The 15,472-nt window shown below is 60.3% G+C and carries 14 protein-coding genes and 1 pseudogene; 9 read left to right on the forward strand and 6 right to left on the reverse strand.

All coding sequences use genetic code 11. The features are described from left to right. Nucleotides 1–67: 67 nt before the first annotated feature. On the reverse strand, nt 68–2,164 hold the full coding sequence (locus tag ACIPL2_RS09675; RefSeq protein WP_401355424.1) for an ATP-binding cassette domain-containing protein: 2,097 nt from the start codon (nt 2,162–2,164) through the stop codon (nt 68–70). 313 nt (nt 2,165–2,477) lie between these two features. Here ACIPL2_RS09675 and chrA point away from each other — a divergent pair, with 313 nt between their 5' ends. Both chrA and ACIPL2_RS09685 read left to right on the forward strand, forming a co-directional pair. Continuing rightward, nucleotides 2,478–3,683 (forward strand): chromate efflux transporter, encoded by a 1,206-nt coding sequence (gene chrA, locus ACIPL2_RS09680; protein WP_401355426.1) that lies wholly within the window; start codon nt 2,478–2,480, stop codon nt 3,681–3,683. A 256-nt stretch (nt 3,684–3,939) separates the two neighbouring features. After that, nucleotides 3,940–4,500 carry a YSC84-related protein gene (locus ACIPL2_RS09685; protein ID WP_401355428.1) on the forward strand — a complete coding sequence of 187 codons (561 nt, stop codon included), beginning with the start codon at nt 3,940–3,942 and terminating at the stop codon, nt 4,498–4,500. A gap of 97 nt (nt 4,501–4,597) precedes the next feature. On the opposite strand, the gene ACIPL2_RS09690 is transcribed toward ACIPL2_RS09685, so the two are convergent. After that, nucleotides 4,598–5,572, reverse strand: coding sequence for a zinc-binding alcohol dehydrogenase family protein (locus ACIPL2_RS09690; protein ID WP_401355431.1), 975 nt, complete (start codon nt 5,570–5,572; stop codon nt 4,598–4,600). Nucleotides 5,573–5,763: 191 nt separating this feature from the next. On the opposite strand from ACIPL2_RS09690, the gene ACIPL2_RS09695 reads away from it, so the two are divergent. Both ACIPL2_RS09695 and ACIPL2_RS09700 read left to right on the forward strand, forming a co-directional pair. Further along, a complete protein-coding gene (locus ACIPL2_RS09695; RefSeq protein WP_401355434.1) occupies nt 5,764–6,393 on the forward strand; it encodes a CGNR zinc finger domain-containing protein in 630 nt (209 codons plus the stop codon). A 126-nt stretch (nt 6,394–6,519) separates the two neighbouring features. Further along, nucleotides 6,520–7,404: an alpha/beta fold hydrolase gene (locus ACIPL2_RS09700; RefSeq protein ID WP_401355437.1), complete on the forward strand. Its 885-nt coding sequence runs from the start codon at nt 6,520–6,522 to the stop codon at nt 7,402–7,404. Between the two features lie 48 nt (nt 7,405–7,452). Here the strand turns inward: ACIPL2_RS09700 and ACIPL2_RS09705 are convergent, their stop codons facing one another. After that, the gene (locus ACIPL2_RS09705; RefSeq protein WP_401355440.1) at nt 7,453–8,388 is read right to left on the reverse strand and encodes a Ppx/GppA family phosphatase; all 936 of its coding nucleotides are present in this window, start codon (nt 8,386–8,388) and stop codon (nt 7,453–7,455) included. 196 nt (nt 8,389–8,584) lie between these two features. Between ACIPL2_RS09705 and ppk2 the strand changes: the two are divergent. Then, a pseudogene (gene ppk2 / locus ACIPL2_RS09710) lies at nt 8,585–9,501 on the forward strand (polyphosphate kinase 2). 338 nt (nt 9,502–9,839) lie between these two features. Here the strand turns inward: ppk2 and ACIPL2_RS09715 are convergent. Then, the gene (locus tag ACIPL2_RS09715) at nt 9,840–10,274 is read right to left on the reverse strand and encodes a GNAT family N-acetyltransferase (protein ID WP_401355442.1); all 435 of its coding nucleotides are present in this window, start codon (nt 10,272–10,274) and stop codon (nt 9,840–9,842) included. Between the two features lie 214 nt (nt 10,275–10,488). On the opposite strand from ACIPL2_RS09715, the gene ACIPL2_RS09720 reads away from it, so the two are divergent. The 3 genes from ACIPL2_RS09720 to ACIPL2_RS09730 are packed head-to-tail and all read left to right on the forward strand — an operon-like array spanning nt 10,489 to nt 13,835. After that, complete coding sequence (locus ACIPL2_RS09720; protein WP_401355443.1) at nt 10,489–11,865, forward strand: pyridoxal-phosphate dependent enzyme; 1,377 nt, start codon at nt 10,489–10,491, stop codon at nt 11,863–11,865. Next, nucleotides 11,862–13,040 (forward strand): trans-sulfuration enzyme family protein, encoded by a 1,179-nt coding sequence (locus ACIPL2_RS09725; protein ID WP_401355446.1) that lies wholly within the window; start codon nt 11,862–11,864, stop codon nt 13,038–13,040. The genes ACIPL2_RS09720 and ACIPL2_RS09725 overlap by 4 nt, the downstream gene beginning before the upstream one ends. Before the next feature lie 24 nt (nt 13,041–13,064). Then, a complete protein-coding gene (locus ACIPL2_RS09730) occupies nt 13,065–13,835 on the forward strand; it encodes an HAD hydrolase-like protein (protein WP_401355448.1) in 771 nt (256 codons plus the stop codon). Between the two features lie 21 nt (nt 13,836–13,856). Here the strand turns inward: ACIPL2_RS09730 and ACIPL2_RS09735 are convergent, their stop codons facing one another. Continuing rightward, nucleotides 13,857–14,198, reverse strand: a complete 342-nt coding sequence (locus ACIPL2_RS09735; RefSeq protein ID WP_401355451.1) for a hypothetical protein — start codon at nt 14,196–14,198, stop codon at nt 13,857–13,859. Between the two features lie 207 nt (nt 14,199–14,405). Between ACIPL2_RS09735 and ACIPL2_RS09740 the strand changes: the two genes are divergently transcribed. Next, nucleotides 14,406–14,642, forward strand: coding sequence for a hypothetical protein (locus ACIPL2_RS09740; RefSeq protein WP_401355453.1), 237 nt, complete (start codon nt 14,406–14,408; stop codon nt 14,640–14,642). Nucleotides 14,643–14,651: 9 nt separating this feature from the next. Here ACIPL2_RS09740 and ACIPL2_RS09745 read toward each other — a convergent pair whose 3' ends face one another. Next, a complete protein-coding gene (locus ACIPL2_RS09745) occupies nt 14,652–15,347 on the reverse strand; it encodes a tRNA (adenine(22)-N(1))-methyltransferase (RefSeq protein ID WP_401355455.1) in 696 nt (231 codons plus the stop codon). Between the last annotated feature and the right edge of the window lie 125 nt (nt 15,348–15,472).

Here is a 15,472-nt window from a genome sequence, read left to right on the forward strand (position 1 = left end):
ACGAAGCCAGCAGCGCGGCTGCGCCCAGGGTGCGCGACAAGTGTGTCTTCACGATAAGTCTCTCTGTTTAGTTGTGCGGATGATCTTGCTTGCGCAAGCTCGATTGAATGATTCGATCCGGAATGAGCGCACACAGGACGATCGCCGCGCCGGCCAGCATGCCCTCGCCACCCTTGATGTTGCGCAGCGCCGTCATCACGTCATACCCCAGGCCACCGGCGCCGATCAGCGCAGCCACGACCACCATCGACAGACTCATAACGAGAGTCTGGTTGATCCCCAGCAACAGCGAGCGGCGCGCCAGCGGCAACTGCACCTTGATCAGGGTTTGCCAAGGGCTGGCACCGTGCGCGACTGCCGCCTCGACGGCATCCTTCGGCACTTCCTGGATGCTCAGCGAGGTCAGGCGGATCATCGGCGCCAGGGCGAAAATCACCGTCGCGATCACGGCCGGCGTCTTGCCGACAGAGAAGAACGCCACGGCAGGAATCAGGTAAACAAACGTGGGCAAGGTCTGCATGACATCCAGTAAGGGCGTGATCACGCGGCGTACCAGCGGTCTCTTCGCCAGCAAAATGCCGGTCGGCACGCCGATAACCAGAGCGATCAGCACCGACGAACCGACCAGTGCCAGGGTGGCAATGGTCCGCTCCCAGAAACCGAACAGGCCGATGTACAACAATGCCGCGCTGCTGGTCAGGGCTAGCGCCAGCCCAGCCGAACGCCAGGCCAGAAACACCAGCGCCAGCGCCGACACCGGCCACGGCAACCAGCCCAGCAGGTTTTCGATCCCCTCGATGACCGTGCGTACCGCGACAATCACGCCGACAAATGCGCCTTCGAACGTCACCTGCGACCAGCCGATGAACTGATCGATGCTCTCTGCTGCCACCAGCAGCGCCTGGCGATTGGCCGGGAACTGCAGCAAGGCGTTGCTGGTGTCTGGGGTCATGACTCGCCAGATCACCAGTGCCTGACTGACCAGCAGCACCGCCAACGGCAGCACCCAACCCGATGCGTTGCGGCGCACGGGCTGGCGGCTCAACGTGAGCGCAGTGAAACGGCTGGCAGCGAACACCGCCAGTGCCGCCAGCACCGCAAGCCACGACGCGTCGGCAAGGCCTTGGCTCACGACAGCCAATGCGGCGAGTTCGATGGCGAACGTGAGCCAGAACAAACCGCCCTTGCCCCGGGCCGCCAGGGCCGCCGGCCCCAGCAAAAGCGCTTGCCAGCCACGTAAGCCGGGGCTGGAGCGCTGCTCGCGAGGTTGGCTTTCGGCAGTCTGCGGGCGAAGGCTGTTTAAGCTGCGCGGTGAGGTTGGTGTGGGTGTGCAGTCGCGGAAAAAGTCCGCGACTTCCGCGTCTGCCGGATGCTCAAGCAACTGTTCGGGTGTGCCTAGCTGCACCAGACGGCCCTGGCGCAACACCGCGATACGGTCGGCAAGACGTAGGGCTTCCGCCGGATCGTGCGTGACCAGCAAGGTGCTGATCCCGCGCTCGCGGGCCAAGGCCAGGAAATGACTTTGCAAATCGCGCCGGATGGTCGGATCCAGAGCGCTGAAAGGCTCGTCCATCAACAGGATATCGGGCTCCGTCACAAGGGCTCGGGCCAACCCGACACGTTGCTGCATACCGCCGGAAAGCTCGTGGGGATAATGCTCTCCCCACCCCTCCAGTCCTACCGCTTGCAACTGTAAGGTTGCCGCCGCATGACGCACGGACTCGGGTTCGCCGCGCAACTCCAGAGGCAACGCGACGTTGTCCAGAACCGTACGATGAGGCAACAGGCCAAAATGTTGAAACACCATGCCGATGCGCCGCGATCTCAGCGCACGCAAGGCCTTGCTGCTCAACCCGCTGATGGCCTGTCCTTCGATCAATACCTCGCCACTCGTGGGCTCGATCAAGCGGTTGATATGCCGCAGCAACGTCGACTTGCCGCTGCCGGAAGTCCCCATCAGGCACAGCACCTCGCCGCGACGCACCTTCAGGCTGACATTGCTGACGGCCGGCAACACCCGGGAACCTTTTCGCAAATAGGCCTTGGTGACGTCTCGCAGTTCAAGCACCACATCACCTTCATTGGCGTAATCGTCGGACGGTTGCGCACGTCTTGAAGAGGACTCGATCCGGGCAGTCGCCAAAGAGGTTTGAATGATTGTCACAGGAGCTCCCGGCAAGCAGCCCTGGATGCGGGCACGGCGCTCGCCCCAGGGCAGGAAATTTGGCTGAACCTCAGGCCATGCCCAAAAACGGTTGGCCTGACGCAAAAAAAAGCGCCACGCTTGAAGCGCAGCACTCTCTGGAGACATAAAGCTAAACGATCTTAAAAAGCACAAACAAATATCTTTTTGGAATTAGCTTAGGCGCCTGCGTTTCTTTCGCTATCTCGCCGCGCGTGCCTTTTTGAAACCATCGAAACTCGCTATCGTCATTCGATTGTTCAACCAGCCCGATTCGAATCCACAAGGCGACCCTATGCCCAGCTTTGCCAATGACCGCAGTAGCGCGTGGTCGGTGTTTCTGATTTTCCTGCGCCTTGGGCTGACCTCTTTCGGTGGGCCCATCGCGCACCTGGGTTACTTTCGCGATGAGTTCGTCACCCGACGGCGCTGGTTGACCGAGCACAGCTACGCGGATCTGGTGGCGCTCTGCCAATTTCTGCCGGGGCCCGCCAGCAGTCAGGTGGGTATCGCGTTGGGCATGTCTCGGGCGGGATATGGCGGCGCGTTGGCGGCCTGGGCCGGTTTTACGCTGCCGTCGGCGATTGCCCTGATTCTGTTTGCACTGGGCATTGCCCATTACGGCACGGCGATTGCGCCCGGCGCCTTGCATGGCCTCAAAGTGGTGGCGGTTGCGGTGGTCGCGCAAGCGGTCTGGGGCATGGCGCGGGTGCTGTGCACGGATGTACTGCGCGTCAGCATCATGCTGATGGCGGCCTGCGTCGCCTTGCTTGAACCGTCGGCATGGGGACAGGTCAGCGTGATTATCGCCGCTGGCGGTGTCGGCCTCTTGCTGTTCAAACCCGAGCAGAGCGCCGGGCACGAGCCCCTGCCGATCACTCTCAGCCAGCGAGCCGGAGCGATCTGGTTGTCGCTGTTCTTCGTAGTGCTGGTCGGCCTGCCGCTCTTGAACCAGCTACTGCCGAATCAAAGCGTGGCCATGGTGGATGCCTTCTACCGGGCCGGGGCATTGGTGTTCGGCGGTGGTCACGTGGTGCTGCCACTGCTGCAAGCCGAGGTGGTGCCGCCCGGCTGGGTCAGCAATGACGCGTTCCTTGCCGGGTATGGCGCAACGCAGGCGGTACCCGGACCGTTGTTCACGTTCGCCGCGTTCCTTGGAGCGTCGATGAACCTCGCCCCGAGCGGCTGGCTCGGCGGCGCGATTTGCCTGCTGGCAATCTTCGCGCCGTCCTTTTTGTTGATCCTCGGCGCCCTGCCGTTTTGGGAACGCCTGCGCCGCAGTGTGCGCACGCGGGCCGCACTGGGCGGGGTGAATGCCGCAGTGGTCGGCCTACTGTTGGCGGCGCTTTATCAGCCGGTCTGGACCAGTGCCATTTTCAAGCCGCAAGACTTCGGTTTGGCGCTGCTGGCCCTTGTCGCACTGATGTTCTGGAAGCTTCCACCGTGGCTGGTGGTTATCGGCAGCGGAGTCGCGGGGTGGCTGTTGAGTGTTGTGTTTTAAGGGGATACGCAACGAGGCCGGAATGACTTCCACGGCCAAAAGCAGTCCCTGACAACGAACCCGGCTGATACGCAAAGGTCAAAGCAGGTGATGACATCGCCAATGATCAAAGGCCTCCGGGCTGCTTCTTTCAAAGGCGAAGCCGGTAATTCACACACTGTAGGGTGCGCCGGATAACTGTCAGTAGGCTCGGATTCTGCCGGGGGCAGGCGCTGGCTGCTGCTCACATCCAATGCTCCCGTATCGGAGTACGAACATGACTCAGTCCTTGCGGTTCTTCCTATCGATCATCCTCGCGACCGCCGCACTGGCATCGGCGAGTTTCCTGAACAACGCCGGTGCGGCCACTGCCGAGAATCTGGATGCCGACTCTCGGCAAGCGTTGCAAACGCTCTACAAGTCCCATCCATTTGCCGAAACCATATCGCACAACGCCAAAGCGATCCTGGTCTTCCCGAAAATCATCAAGGCCGGCCTGGTGTTTGGTGGTAGCTACGGCGAAGGCGAATTGTTGAAAGGCAAGAAGGTCGAGGGTTATTACAACTCCGTCACCGGCTCATGGGGGCTGCAGGCTGGCGCTCAGTCGTACGGCTACGTGGTGTTCCTGATGACCGACAAAGCCGTGAACTACATTCGTGAAACCAAGGGCTGGGAAATCGGCGTAGGCCCGACGGTGGTGGTGGTTGATGAAGGGATCTCGAAGAACCTGTCCAGCTCGACGCTGAAGGACGATGCCTACGCGTTCATCTTCGACCAGCAAGGGTTAATGGCCGGGGTCAGCATCGAAGGCACGAAGATTTCCCTGATCAAGCGCTAAACGGCCGATTGGCCGAGCATCGTGCGGGCGATGGCTGCCAAGGCCCTCGCCCTCACGCTTGCATTGTTTCGAACTCGAGTGGCTTTGTGGAGGGCGATCAATCGTGCACGACCACCATCTTTCCGCCCGCCTCGTTTGCTTCCATGACGCGATGCGCCTCGCGAATCTCTTCGAATGTGAAGACGCGTGACGGTTTGACATCCAGCCGCCCTGCCGACGCTTCCTCGGCAATGGACTGCAACGGGACGTCCGACAAAGGGAAGCCAGGGGTGCCAAACACAAAACTGCCAAAAAAGGTCAGATAGACCCCGCTCGCCATCTGCAGCAATGGGTTGAAATTCGCGATAGGGTCCAGGCCGCCCAACCAGCCCGCCAGGCAAACCTTGCCACCTCGGCGAACAATCGACAGTGAATCCAGAACCGTGCTGTTGCCCACCAGATCCAGCACGGCGTCGAACTGTTTGGCCTCGGCGATACGACCCGACAGATCAGGCCCTTCTTGCTCGACACGTTCAGCCCCCAACGCTTCGAGCATTTCAAACCGCTCAGCGCTTCTGGTTGTCGCGACAACCCGGACGCCCGCATTGACCGCCAGCTTCACGGCGGCCTGCCCAAACGAAGAAGTGGCCCCCCTGATCAGTAGCCTCTGCCCTTGGGCAATCTCAAGATTGCGGAACAGACAGGTCCAGGCGGTTGCATAGGTTTCCGGTATCGCGGCGAGTTCCGCCCAGGACAGATCGGCCTCTATCAGCGCCACATTCGACACCGGCGCACGGGTGTACTGCGCGTAGCTGCCGTTGATGGTCCGGCCCAAACCACCCATCAATGCCGCGACTTTGGCACCGACAGGGAATTCTCCACCCGGACATGACTTGACCAGCCCCACGCACTCGATGCCCGAGACCGGCGCAGCTTCTGCCCATTCGCCACGGCGCATGTGCATCTCGGCGTGGTTTATCCCAAAGGCCTTGACCTCAATGACCACATGGCCAGGCAGCGCCTCGGGTTCCGGGAGGTGCGTGTAGACAAGGCTGTCGAGTCCGCCGAATTTCTCAAGAACGATCGCTTTCATGATGTCTATCCCTGGGCGTCGAGATCTTGAATCGTGATCTCTGCCTCACCCTTAGCCAGTTGATGTTGAGTATCGCCCTTTCGTAACCACACTGAAGGCAATTGAGAGGTTATGGCCGAACGGGTAACTTGTCAAACGCATTTTGAGTGGTTACGCTCACCTGCATCAGTCAACGCTCAGTGGACATCCTCATGACCAGTACACCTCGTGGCCCGGCACTCTTTGTGGCCGACGCCGCAGCCCTCGATTTTCTAAACTCGATAGCCACGCCCATCGATGAGCCTGTCGACTGGATCGACGATGGCGCGGGCTGGCTTGAATGGCTGAAACAGGCTGGCTGGGTTGAGGACGCTGTGTTGGAACGGCTTCAGGCACAGGCGATGCCTGGCGAGATGGAGCGGGTCGCGGCCCAGGCACGTTCATTGCGCGAATGGTTTCGTGGCTTTGTCTTGAAGTACAAGGGCAAACCGCTGCAAGCCTCGGTGCTGAAAGAGCTGGAAGCCTTGAATCGCTTGCTCGAACGAGACGAGAAGTACACGCAGATCGCGCTGCAGGACGGCGAGACGCCGAAGCTGGCCTGGACGCTTCAGCGGCGCTGGCGCAGCCCGGATTCCCTGCTGCTGCCGTTGGGCGAAGTGCTTGCGCAATTCGTCAGCGACGAAGACTTTTCCAATGTGAAGTGCTGTGAAGGGCCCAGTTGCACCCTGATGTTTGTCGACCACACCCGTGGCAGAAAGCGCCGCTGGTGCAGCATGGCTGTCTGCGGGAACAGAGCGAAAGCGGCAGCACACCGCGAGCGGCAAAAAAACCTCGGGGCATGAGGCAAGAGGTCCGCCAGGTTCAATAAGTAACCCTTTAAAATTATTTTGACGGGTTACTATTTTCGTGTAAAAGTCAGCTTCGCCAACCGGCTAAAACGCATCCAAGCGGTTACGAGGACTTCCATTATGACGAGCACGACTCTCAGCACTGCACCGATCAGCTACAAATTTGCCGACGTCGACGGCGTTCGTGTCTTCTACCGCGAGGCCGGGGAGTCTACGCATCCGACCTTGCTGTTACTCCATGGCTTTCCAAGCTCATCCCATCAATTCCGGCAGCTGATTCCGTTGCTCTCGGAACACTTCCATATCATCGCCCCGGACCTGCCGGGCTTTGGATTCACCGAGGTGCCCGCCGAACGTGAATACGTTTACACGTTCGACGCGCTGGCGCAGACACTGGAAAACTTCGTTGAGGTACTGGGCCTGAAGCGCTACGCGATGTATGTGTTCGATTACGGCGCGCCGACGGGCTTGCGGCTGGCGGTGAAGCATCCTGAAAGGATGACGGCACTGATATCGCAAAACGGCAATGCGTACCTGGAAGGACTCGGCGACGCCTGGGCGCCCATCCGGGCCTATTGGGCAGACCCTTCGGCCGCCAATCGACAAGCGATTGCGGATGCGATTCTGCATCTGGAAGGGACGCGCTGGCAGTACGAACACGGCGTCAGCACGCCGGAGCAAATCGCGCCCGAGTCGTACACGCTCGATGCGCTGCTGATGGAGCGGCCGGGGAACAAGGAGATCCAGCTCGACCTGTTCCTGGACTATGCGAACAACCTCACACGCTACCCGGACTTTCAGCGTTTCTTCCGGGAGACGACCCTGCCGACGCTGGCGATCTGGGGCAAAAATGACCCGTTCTTCATTCCGCCCGGCGCAGAAGCGTTCAAGCGCGACAATCCGAATGCCGTTGTCGAGTTGCTGGACACCGGACACTTCGCGCTGGAGACCCATGTGGTTTACATCGCGAAGCGAATCATCGAATGCATTCGGAGTGCCGTGTAGTGACATGTCAGGCGGATGCGAACGTGCATCCGCCTGCCACATTTTGCGTCAGTGTTTAGACATCAAGCCATGCAGAACGCCGAACCTCAAACCCGGCTCGGACGGCGTCATCTGCGAGATGCCAAACACCTTGAACGCCGCCAGCATCAGCACCAGACCGCCCGGCAGGATGCTCAGGCGATGGGCTTGCAGCCCGGTCAGTCGCAGCTTTTTGACATGTCCTACTTCCAGCAGCCGCAACGACAAGCGCAACAGGCCGCTGTAGGTGATGCCGCTTTGGCCAAAGTCGTTCAGCCCGTTGGCCTGCAGCACTTTCGCCAGCATCCGTGCCGTTCCTGAAGAGCCGATCGTCTGCTGCCAACCCAGCGCCCGATAACGCCGTGCCACTTTTTCAAACTGCACCGTGGCCACACGTTCCGCCTCCAGGAGTGCCTGGGCGGTGACACTGCCCCCGTGAAAATAACGCGCGCCAAAGGTGCCGCTGCCAATGGCAATGCTCTCGGTGACCAGCGGCTTGGCGCCCTGCCCCAGAATCAGTTCGGTGGAGCCGCCGCCGATGTCCACGACCAGGCGCATGCTCTCGGTGCCAGGGATCGTATGGGCGACACCGGCGTACACCAATTGGGCTTCTTCCTGGCCAGTAATGACATCAATCCGAAAACCCAGGTGCTGCTCCGCACTGGCCAGGAACAGCTGCGCATTGTCCGCTTCGCGCACGGCACTGGTCGCCACCGCTCGCACTCGCCCCGCTTCAAAGCCGCGGAGTTTTTTGCCGAATCGCGCCAGCGCTTGCCAGCCCCGGTCCAGTGCCATTTCGTCCAGCGCTCCGCCCTGGAACCCCTCGGCCAAACGGACGGGCTCACGCAGGGTTTTCACTTCCTGAATCACGAACTGGCGGTTTCGTTTGACCGACTGCCCAATCATCATGCGAAACGCATTGGACCCCAGGTCAATGGCCGCAAACAGGGAGGTGTCTCCTTTCATGATGGGGATTCCTGGCTGATGTATCGGCTTGCGGACGGAGTTCCGCCGAGCGGTCAAAACGGTTTGCACGGATGTTGCCATGCCTTTGGTGACACCAAGATGACACCCCAACATTTGCCGGGCTCCCGCTCGTCACCACTTCGTCACACCTTGCGGCCTAGCATTGGCACTTCCACCTTCGTCGGGAGTACTGACCATGCTTTTAACCAACGACACCCTGATGCAACGCATCCATCGCGAGCTGCTCGATCACAGTGACGAAGAACTGGAACTGGAATTACTGGAGGACGGGCACGACCTCGACGCGCTGTTCGATGAATACGTCGATGACGGCAGTGAGAAGGAAGCCAGAAGACGCTATTTCAGCGAACTGTTTCGCCTGCAAGGCGAACTGGTGAAGCTGCAAAGCTGGGTGGTCAAGACCGGGCACAAAGTGGTGATTTTGTTCGAAGGACGCGATGCGGCGGGCAAAGGTGGCGTGATCAAGCGCATTACCCAGCGGCTCAATCCTCGGGTCTGCCGAGTCGCCGCCCTGCCCGCCCCGAATGACCGCGAACGCACTCAGTGGTATTTCCAGCGCTACGTCTCGCACTTGCCGGCCGCAGGGGAAATCGTGTTGTTCGACCGTAGCTGGTACAACCGCGCCGGGGTCGAAAAGGTCATGGGCTTTTGCAATGACGATCAGTACGAAGAATTTTTCCGTACGGTGCCCGAGTTTGAGCGGATGCTCGCCCGTTCCGGTATTCAGCTGATCAAATACTGGTTCTCGATTTCCGACCAGAACAGAACCTGCGCTTTCTCAGCCGCATTCACGACCCGCTCAAGCAATGGAAGCTCAGCCCCATGGACCTGGAGTCCCGTCGGCGCTGGGAGGCCTACACCAAGGCCAAGGAAATCATGCTGGAACGCACCCACATCGACGAAGCGCCATGGTGGGTGGTGCAAGCCGATGACAAGAAGAAAGCCCGACTCAATTGCATCAACCACTTGCTCGGGCAAATGCCTTATGAAGAAGTGGAGCTGCCAGTGATCGAATTGCCAGAGCGCGTGCGCCAGGAAGACTACTCCCGCAGCCCGACGCCGCCAGAACTGATCGTGCCTCAGGTCTACTAAGCCAGCTGCAACCCAACCCTGTAGCAGCTGGCGAAGCCTGCGTTCGGCTGCGCAGCAGTCGTAAACCCTGAACACGCGGTTTTCCTGATACACCGCGTTGCCTGATTTCACGACTGCTGCGCAGCCGAACGCAGGCTTCGCCAGCTGCTACAGGTCGGCAGGGTGCCCGGAATTTACGTCTCCCCCATCCCTGTAGGAGCTGGCTTGCCAGCGAAGATCTCGAATGCGCGTTGGTTATCCTGTTAAAACGCGTCATCGTTGACGTCCTTCGCGGGCAAGCCAGCTCCTACAGGGTTATCAGTGTTTTCGTGAGTTGCGTTAGGGCATTGCTCCGCAGGTTATGCGTTCTCGTTATTCGATCGGGTAAACGAGTACCGATCGATATCAGTCCTGAGTTGCCAGCCTTGGCTGTGCCAATAGCTGGCCGCTGTCGTATTGGTCTTGAACACGTCGAGATGGCATTTGAGTATCCCGTGTTGTTCAAGACTCGACAGACAACGCTCAACCAACGCATTGGCGATGCCTTGCCGCCGATAGTCAGGCAACACAATCAGGTGCTGCAAATAGCCTCGGCGGCCGTCGTGGCCGGACATGATGCACCCACAGAGAACGCCTTCGACTTCTGCAACGAAGCTCAATCCAGGGTTGCGCTCCAGGTATTTCGACGTCGATTCACGAGAGTCTGCATCCCGCAACGAGACGCCTGGCGTGCCCCTCATGAGGTCGATGACTGCAGCGTAATCGGCCATGGTCATGACGCGGATGTCGAACATTGATTGAACCTGGTTTTGTTGACTGTCGGGCCCGGCAGACTAGCAGACGCAACCCGTGGCGGTTCGGTTATGACGCTACCGGCTGGCCGTGGAAGGTTGCGGGTAGCGCAATCGCAGCCTATGTTCCAAGCGAGGCATTTCCTGCGACTGACACGCGATGACCGAACGCAGGTTGCTGTCCATCCAGAGCAGATTCCCCCCGCGAGGTGACGACATGCCGAACGACTCCCGCCCCGCCGTACTCGAACTGATTGGCAATACGCCGCTGGTGCGCGTCAGCCGTTTCGATACCGGCCCGTGCACCCTGTTTCTCAAACTCGAATCGCAAAACCCCGGCGGTTCGATCAAGGACCGCATCGGCCTGGCGATGATTGACGCCGCCGAACGCGACGGTAGCCTGCGACCCGGCGGCACCATCGTCGAAGCCACCGCCGGCAACACGGGACTGGGCCTGGCACTGGTCGGGCGGGCCAAAGGTTATCGAGTGGTGTTGGTAGTGCCGGACAAGATGTCCACCGAGAAAGTCTTGCACCTCAAGGCAATGGGCGCCGAGGTGCACATCACCCGTTCCGACGTCGGCAAAGGCCATCCCGATTACTACCAAGACGTCGCTGCGCGGCTGGCACAAGAGATTCCCGACGCGTTTTTCGCCGACCAATTCAACAACCCGGCCAACCCGCTGGCCCACGAGTGCAGCACCGCACCGGAGATCTGGGCGCAGACTCAGCATGACGTGGATGCCATCGTCGTCGGTGTCGGCTCGGCCGGTACGCTGACCGGGCTGACGCGCTTCTTTCGCCGCGTGCAACCTGACCTGGTCATGGTGCTGGCGGATCCGGTCGGCTCGGTGATGGCCGAATACAGCCGCAGCGGCACCCTGGGCAAGCCCGGTTCCTGGGCGGTGGAAGGCATCGGCGAAGACTTCATTCCGTCGATTGCCGACCTGTCCAGCGTGCGGCACGCCTATTCGATCAGCGATGAAGAAAGCTTCGATCATGCCCGTCAATTGCTGCGTGCCGAAGGCATTCTCGGCGGCTCGTCGACCGGCACCTTGCTGGCGGCAGCGTTGCGCTATTGCCGCGAGCAAACCGAGCCGAAACGCGTGGTCAGCTTCGTCTGCGACACCGGTACCCGTTATCTGTCGAAGGTCTATAACGACCAGTGGATGAACGATCAGGGCTTGCTGCAGTACAAACGCTATGGCGATCTGCGCGACCTGATCGCGCGGCGCTTCGAGGATGGCCGGGTGATCAGCGTGGGCCCGGACGACACCCTGCTCACCGCCTTCCAGCGCATGCGCCTGGCGGATGTGTCACAACTGCCGGTGCTGGTTGACAAGCAACGACTGGTCGGCGTGATCGACGAGTCCGATATTTTGCTGGGCGTCCATGAAGACGCTTCGCACTTTCATATGACCGTGGCCAGCGTCATGACCGACAAGTTGCAAACCCTGCCTCCAGGGGCCAGTCTGGCTGAGCTGCAGACGGAGCTCGATCGCGGACTGGTGGCCATCATCGCCGACGCCTCGGGCTTCCACGGCCTGATTACCCGCGTCGACCTGCTCAATCACCTACGGAGATCCCTTGCATGAGTCAGCACGATGAAACTGGCGCTCCCCGCGCCTTCGCCACCCGTGTGATCCACGCCGGACAGGCGCCGGACCCCACCACCGGGGCGCTGATGCCGCCGATTTACGCCAACTCCACCTATTTGCAACAAAGCCCCGGCGTGCACAAGGGTTTCGACTACGGGCGTTCGCACAACCCGACGCGCTTTGCGCTGGAGCGCTGCATCGCGGATCTCGAAAGCGGTACCCAGGCCTTCGCCTTCGCCTCCGGGCTGGCGGCGATCTCAACCATCCTGGAACTGCTTGACGCTGATTCGCACATCGTCTCCGGCAACGATTTGTACGGCGGTACGTTCCGCCTGTTCGACAAAGTGCGCCGGCGCAGCGCCGGGCATCGCTTCAGCTTCGTCGACCTGACCAACCTCGCCGCCTTCGAAGCCGCCCTGCAGGACGACACGCGGATGGTCTGTGTCGAGACGCCAAGCAATCCGCTACTACGCCTGACTGACCTGGCCGCCATCGCCCGCATCTGCCGCGCGCGAGGCATCATCTGCGTGGCCGACAACACCTTTGCCAGCCCGTGGATCCAGCGCCCGCTGGAGCTGGGCTTCGATATCGTGGTGCACTCGACGACCAAGTACCTGAACGGCCACTCCGACGTCATCGGCGGTATCGCGGTAGTCGGTCAGAACGCTGAACTGTCCGAGCGCCTGGGTTTCCTGCAAAACGCCGTGGGCGCTATCGCCGGGCCGTTCGACGCGTTCCTGACCCTGCGCGGCGTGAAAACCCTGGCGCTGCGCATGGAGCGTCATTGCAGCAATGCGCTGGAACTGGCGCAATGGCTGGAGCGTCAGCCGCAGGTGGCACGCGTCTATTACCCGGGCCTGCCCTCGCACCCGCAGCACGAACTGGCGCGGCAGCAAATGCGCGGATTCGGCGGGATGATCTCCCTCGACCTCAACAGCGACCTGGCCGGCGCCAAGCGTTTCCTCGAGAGCGTGCAGATCTTCGCCCTGGCCGAGAGCCTGGGCGGCGTCGAAAGCCTGATCGAACACCCGGCGATCATGACCCACGCCACTATTCCTGCGGACACCCGTGCGCAACTCGGCATCGGCGATGCGCTGGTGCGTTTGTCAGTGGGTGTCGAAGACGTTGAAGACCTGCGCGCCGACCTGGCGCAGGCGCTGGCGCGGATGTGAATATTGGGTCGACAGGAGCCGGTGGTGAGCCGGCTGATTTCGGCACCAGGCCAGGACATGAATGAATTAAAAGTCATTATCTTTGACCTTGATGGCACCGTACTCGACTCTGCGCCGGGCATCATTGAGAGCTTAACGTTTGCGATGCGTCAGCTTGGTCACGACTTTCAACCAATCCCGGATACTCAACGTCTATTCGGCCCGCCCATGCACGATGTCGTTGCGCATCTTTTAAAACCCTTTGGCGACGACCGGATCACTGAGTGCTTAGCGTTGTATCGCGCCCACTACAGGAAAGAAGGGCTTTATAACTGCTCTCCCTATCCGGGCATACTGGAAGCATTGGAGGTACTTTCTTCGACTCATTATTCACTGTTTGTCGCCACGTCAAAACGTCAGGAGTTTGCAGACAAAATGCTCGTCCATACCGGACTGTCCGAAACGTTCCAAGGTGTGTTTGGTACGTCGCCCGACGGGACGTTAGACGACAAGACTGACCTGCTGCGGCTATTGCTTTTATCACTTGAGCGCGCGCCGTCGTGCACGTTCATGATTGGCGATAAAGGCGATGACATGAGGGCCGCGTGTCAAAACTCGGTTGTTCCTGTAGGGGCACTTTGGGGCTATGGAAGCTCTTGCGAGTTGAACGTGGGTGGTGCTTCGATGTTAGTCGCCTCCCCAGAGGTCTTACCGGATGTCATTGCCGTTCATTTGCAGACGAAAAAAAGCCCCGCGACCGAATGCGGTGCGGGGCAAAAAATTGGTTGGTTGCGGCCAACCAAAGGAGCTCGGTAAAAAACGTCTACGGGCCGGGGGTCAGATGCATTCCTGTGCGGCGCGTTCAAAACTCGAAGGCAGGAAGTTCGAGGCCAGCAAATGCCGCTCGTAGATGAACACCTTGCCGCCGTTCCCGGCCTTGTAGGCTTCCAGCACGTTATCCGCCGAGACTTTGCTCGGGACCACGATCCGATAGCTGCGCTGGGTCTGCGAAACCGTCGGGTGCAACGCGCTGCCCTGCAGTTTCGGTACGACGCAGTCGGCGAACTGCGCAGGCGTCTTGCGGGTCTGCAAGGTCAGGGTCGGATCGTTAGGTGCGGAAGCACAACCGGCGAGTAGCAATGGGGCCAGCGCCATGGCAGGCACGATGAAAGAGCGCATCGGTCTCATCCTGAAAGTAAAAGATTCGGTCAACACCCGGGGAAAATTTATTGAGCCGCGTGTTCGATGGAGGCTATTTTCCGACGATTGCCGATAAAGCAGAACTTGCGTTTAGTGATGGTCACTATTACTTCTAGCAATAGTTGCGCGTCGTGCAGACGCAAGCACACGCCATCACCACTGGAAAAGATTGATGAGGAACGCTACTTGAGAACTTTTGACCTGATCCGCGATGCGGTTTTGCCCGACTTCCGTGACCGGGTGGCCGAGTACCTAACCCAGTACGAAACCGTACTGTTGGACGACAACGCGCCCGACCCGGAGCTGGCGCGGGCCACCGCCAATCAGTTGCGCGGTTATTTGCGCGGTTTGAACACCACGCGGGTGCTGGGGATGGCGGATTGGGAGGAACTGGATCGCAGAGTGGTGAATACCTGGCTTTAGTGCGCAGGCTCAAGCCAGCAGTTCGGTGATCCACCGGGCCTGCCGCGCGATATCCTGCACCTTCTCTTCGGGCACGGCCTGCCGCGCACGGGCGAACTGGTTCAGGGTCTTGTGCTTCTCGCGCAATATGCGCTGCCACTTGAGCAGGAACGCCGGGTTGCGTGCCTGCATCTGCAACGGGCCGAAGTACAGTTCCTCGGCGGTGTACATCACCGGCCCTATGCGCTCGGCGACGATGATTTCGTAGTCGAAGCGGTTTTCCCGCAGCAGTTCCTCGCAGAGGATGCGGTAATCATTGTCCATCAGCCATTGGCGCAGTGGCTGCTCGCCGCCGTTGGGTTGCAGGATCAGGCGCTCCTGGCCACTCAAATACGCCCTGCCGCTGTCGAGGATGTCGCGGATCGTTTCGCCGCCCATGCCGCAGATGCTGATCGCCGTGATCCGGTCTTCCGGCTCGATCGCCGCCAGGCCATTGGCCAGGCGTACGTTGATCCGCTCGTCGAAACCATTCTCGCGAACGGTGCGTTCGGCCGAGCGAAACGGTGTCAATGCCACCTCGCCGGCCACCGCCGCCGCGATGACGCCACGGCGCATCAATGCCACAGGCAAGTAGCCGTGATCCGAGCCGATATCGGCCAGGCGCGCACCGGCTGGCACATGTGCCGCGACGCGCTCCAGACGCATGGACAATGTCTGTTCGTTCAACTACAGCCCCTTTTTCACCACGGACATCCGGCACCTTTTGCCCGGATCGGGGCGCGATTCTGTCGGGCAACGCCGCGCATTTCAAATTTATACGACCGGAGCCACGGCTCGCCCTCTATCCATAT

The sequence above is a fragment of the Pseudomonas sp. NPDC086251 genome (genome assembly GCF_044746405.1).
Taxonomy (GTDB): domain Bacteria; phylum Pseudomonadota; class Gammaproteobacteria; order Pseudomonadales; family Pseudomonadaceae; genus Aquipseudomonas.

Coding starts and splice junctions, on each gene's coding strand:
- chrA (WP_401355426.1), top strand. CDS start 2,478: ATGCCCAGCTTTGCCAATGACCGCAGTAGCGCGTGGTCGGTGTTTCTG.
- ACIPL2_RS09685 (WP_401355428.1), top strand. CDS start 3,940: ATGACTCAGTCCTTGCGGTTCTTCCTATCGATCATCCTCGCGACCGCC.
- ACIPL2_RS09690 (WP_401355431.1), bottom strand. CDS start 5,572: ATGAAAGCGATCGTTCTTGAGAAATTCGGCGGACTCGACAGCCTTGTC.
- ACIPL2_RS09695 (WP_401355434.1), top strand. CDS start 5,764: ATGACCAGTACACCTCGTGGCCCGGCACTCTTTGTGGCCGACGCCGCA.
- ACIPL2_RS09700 (WP_401355437.1), top strand. CDS start 6,520: ATGACGAGCACGACTCTCAGCACTGCACCGATCAGCTACAAATTTGCC.
- ACIPL2_RS09705 (WP_401355440.1), bottom strand. CDS start 8,388: ATGAAAGGAGACACCTCCCTGTTTGCGGCCATTGACCTGGGGTCCAAT.
- ACIPL2_RS09715 (WP_401355442.1), bottom strand. CDS start 10,274: ATGTTCGACATCCGCGTCATGACCATGGCCGATTACGCTGCAGTCATC.
- ACIPL2_RS09720 (WP_401355443.1), top strand. CDS start 10,489: ATGCCGAACGACTCCCGCCCCGCCGTACTCGAACTGATTGGCAATACG.
- ACIPL2_RS09725 (WP_401355446.1), top strand. CDS start 11,862: ATGAGTCAGCACGATGAAACTGGCGCTCCCCGCGCCTTCGCCACCCGT.
- ACIPL2_RS09735 (WP_401355451.1), bottom strand. CDS start 14,198: ATGCGCTCTTTCATCGTGCCTGCCATGGCGCTGGCCCCATTGCTACTC.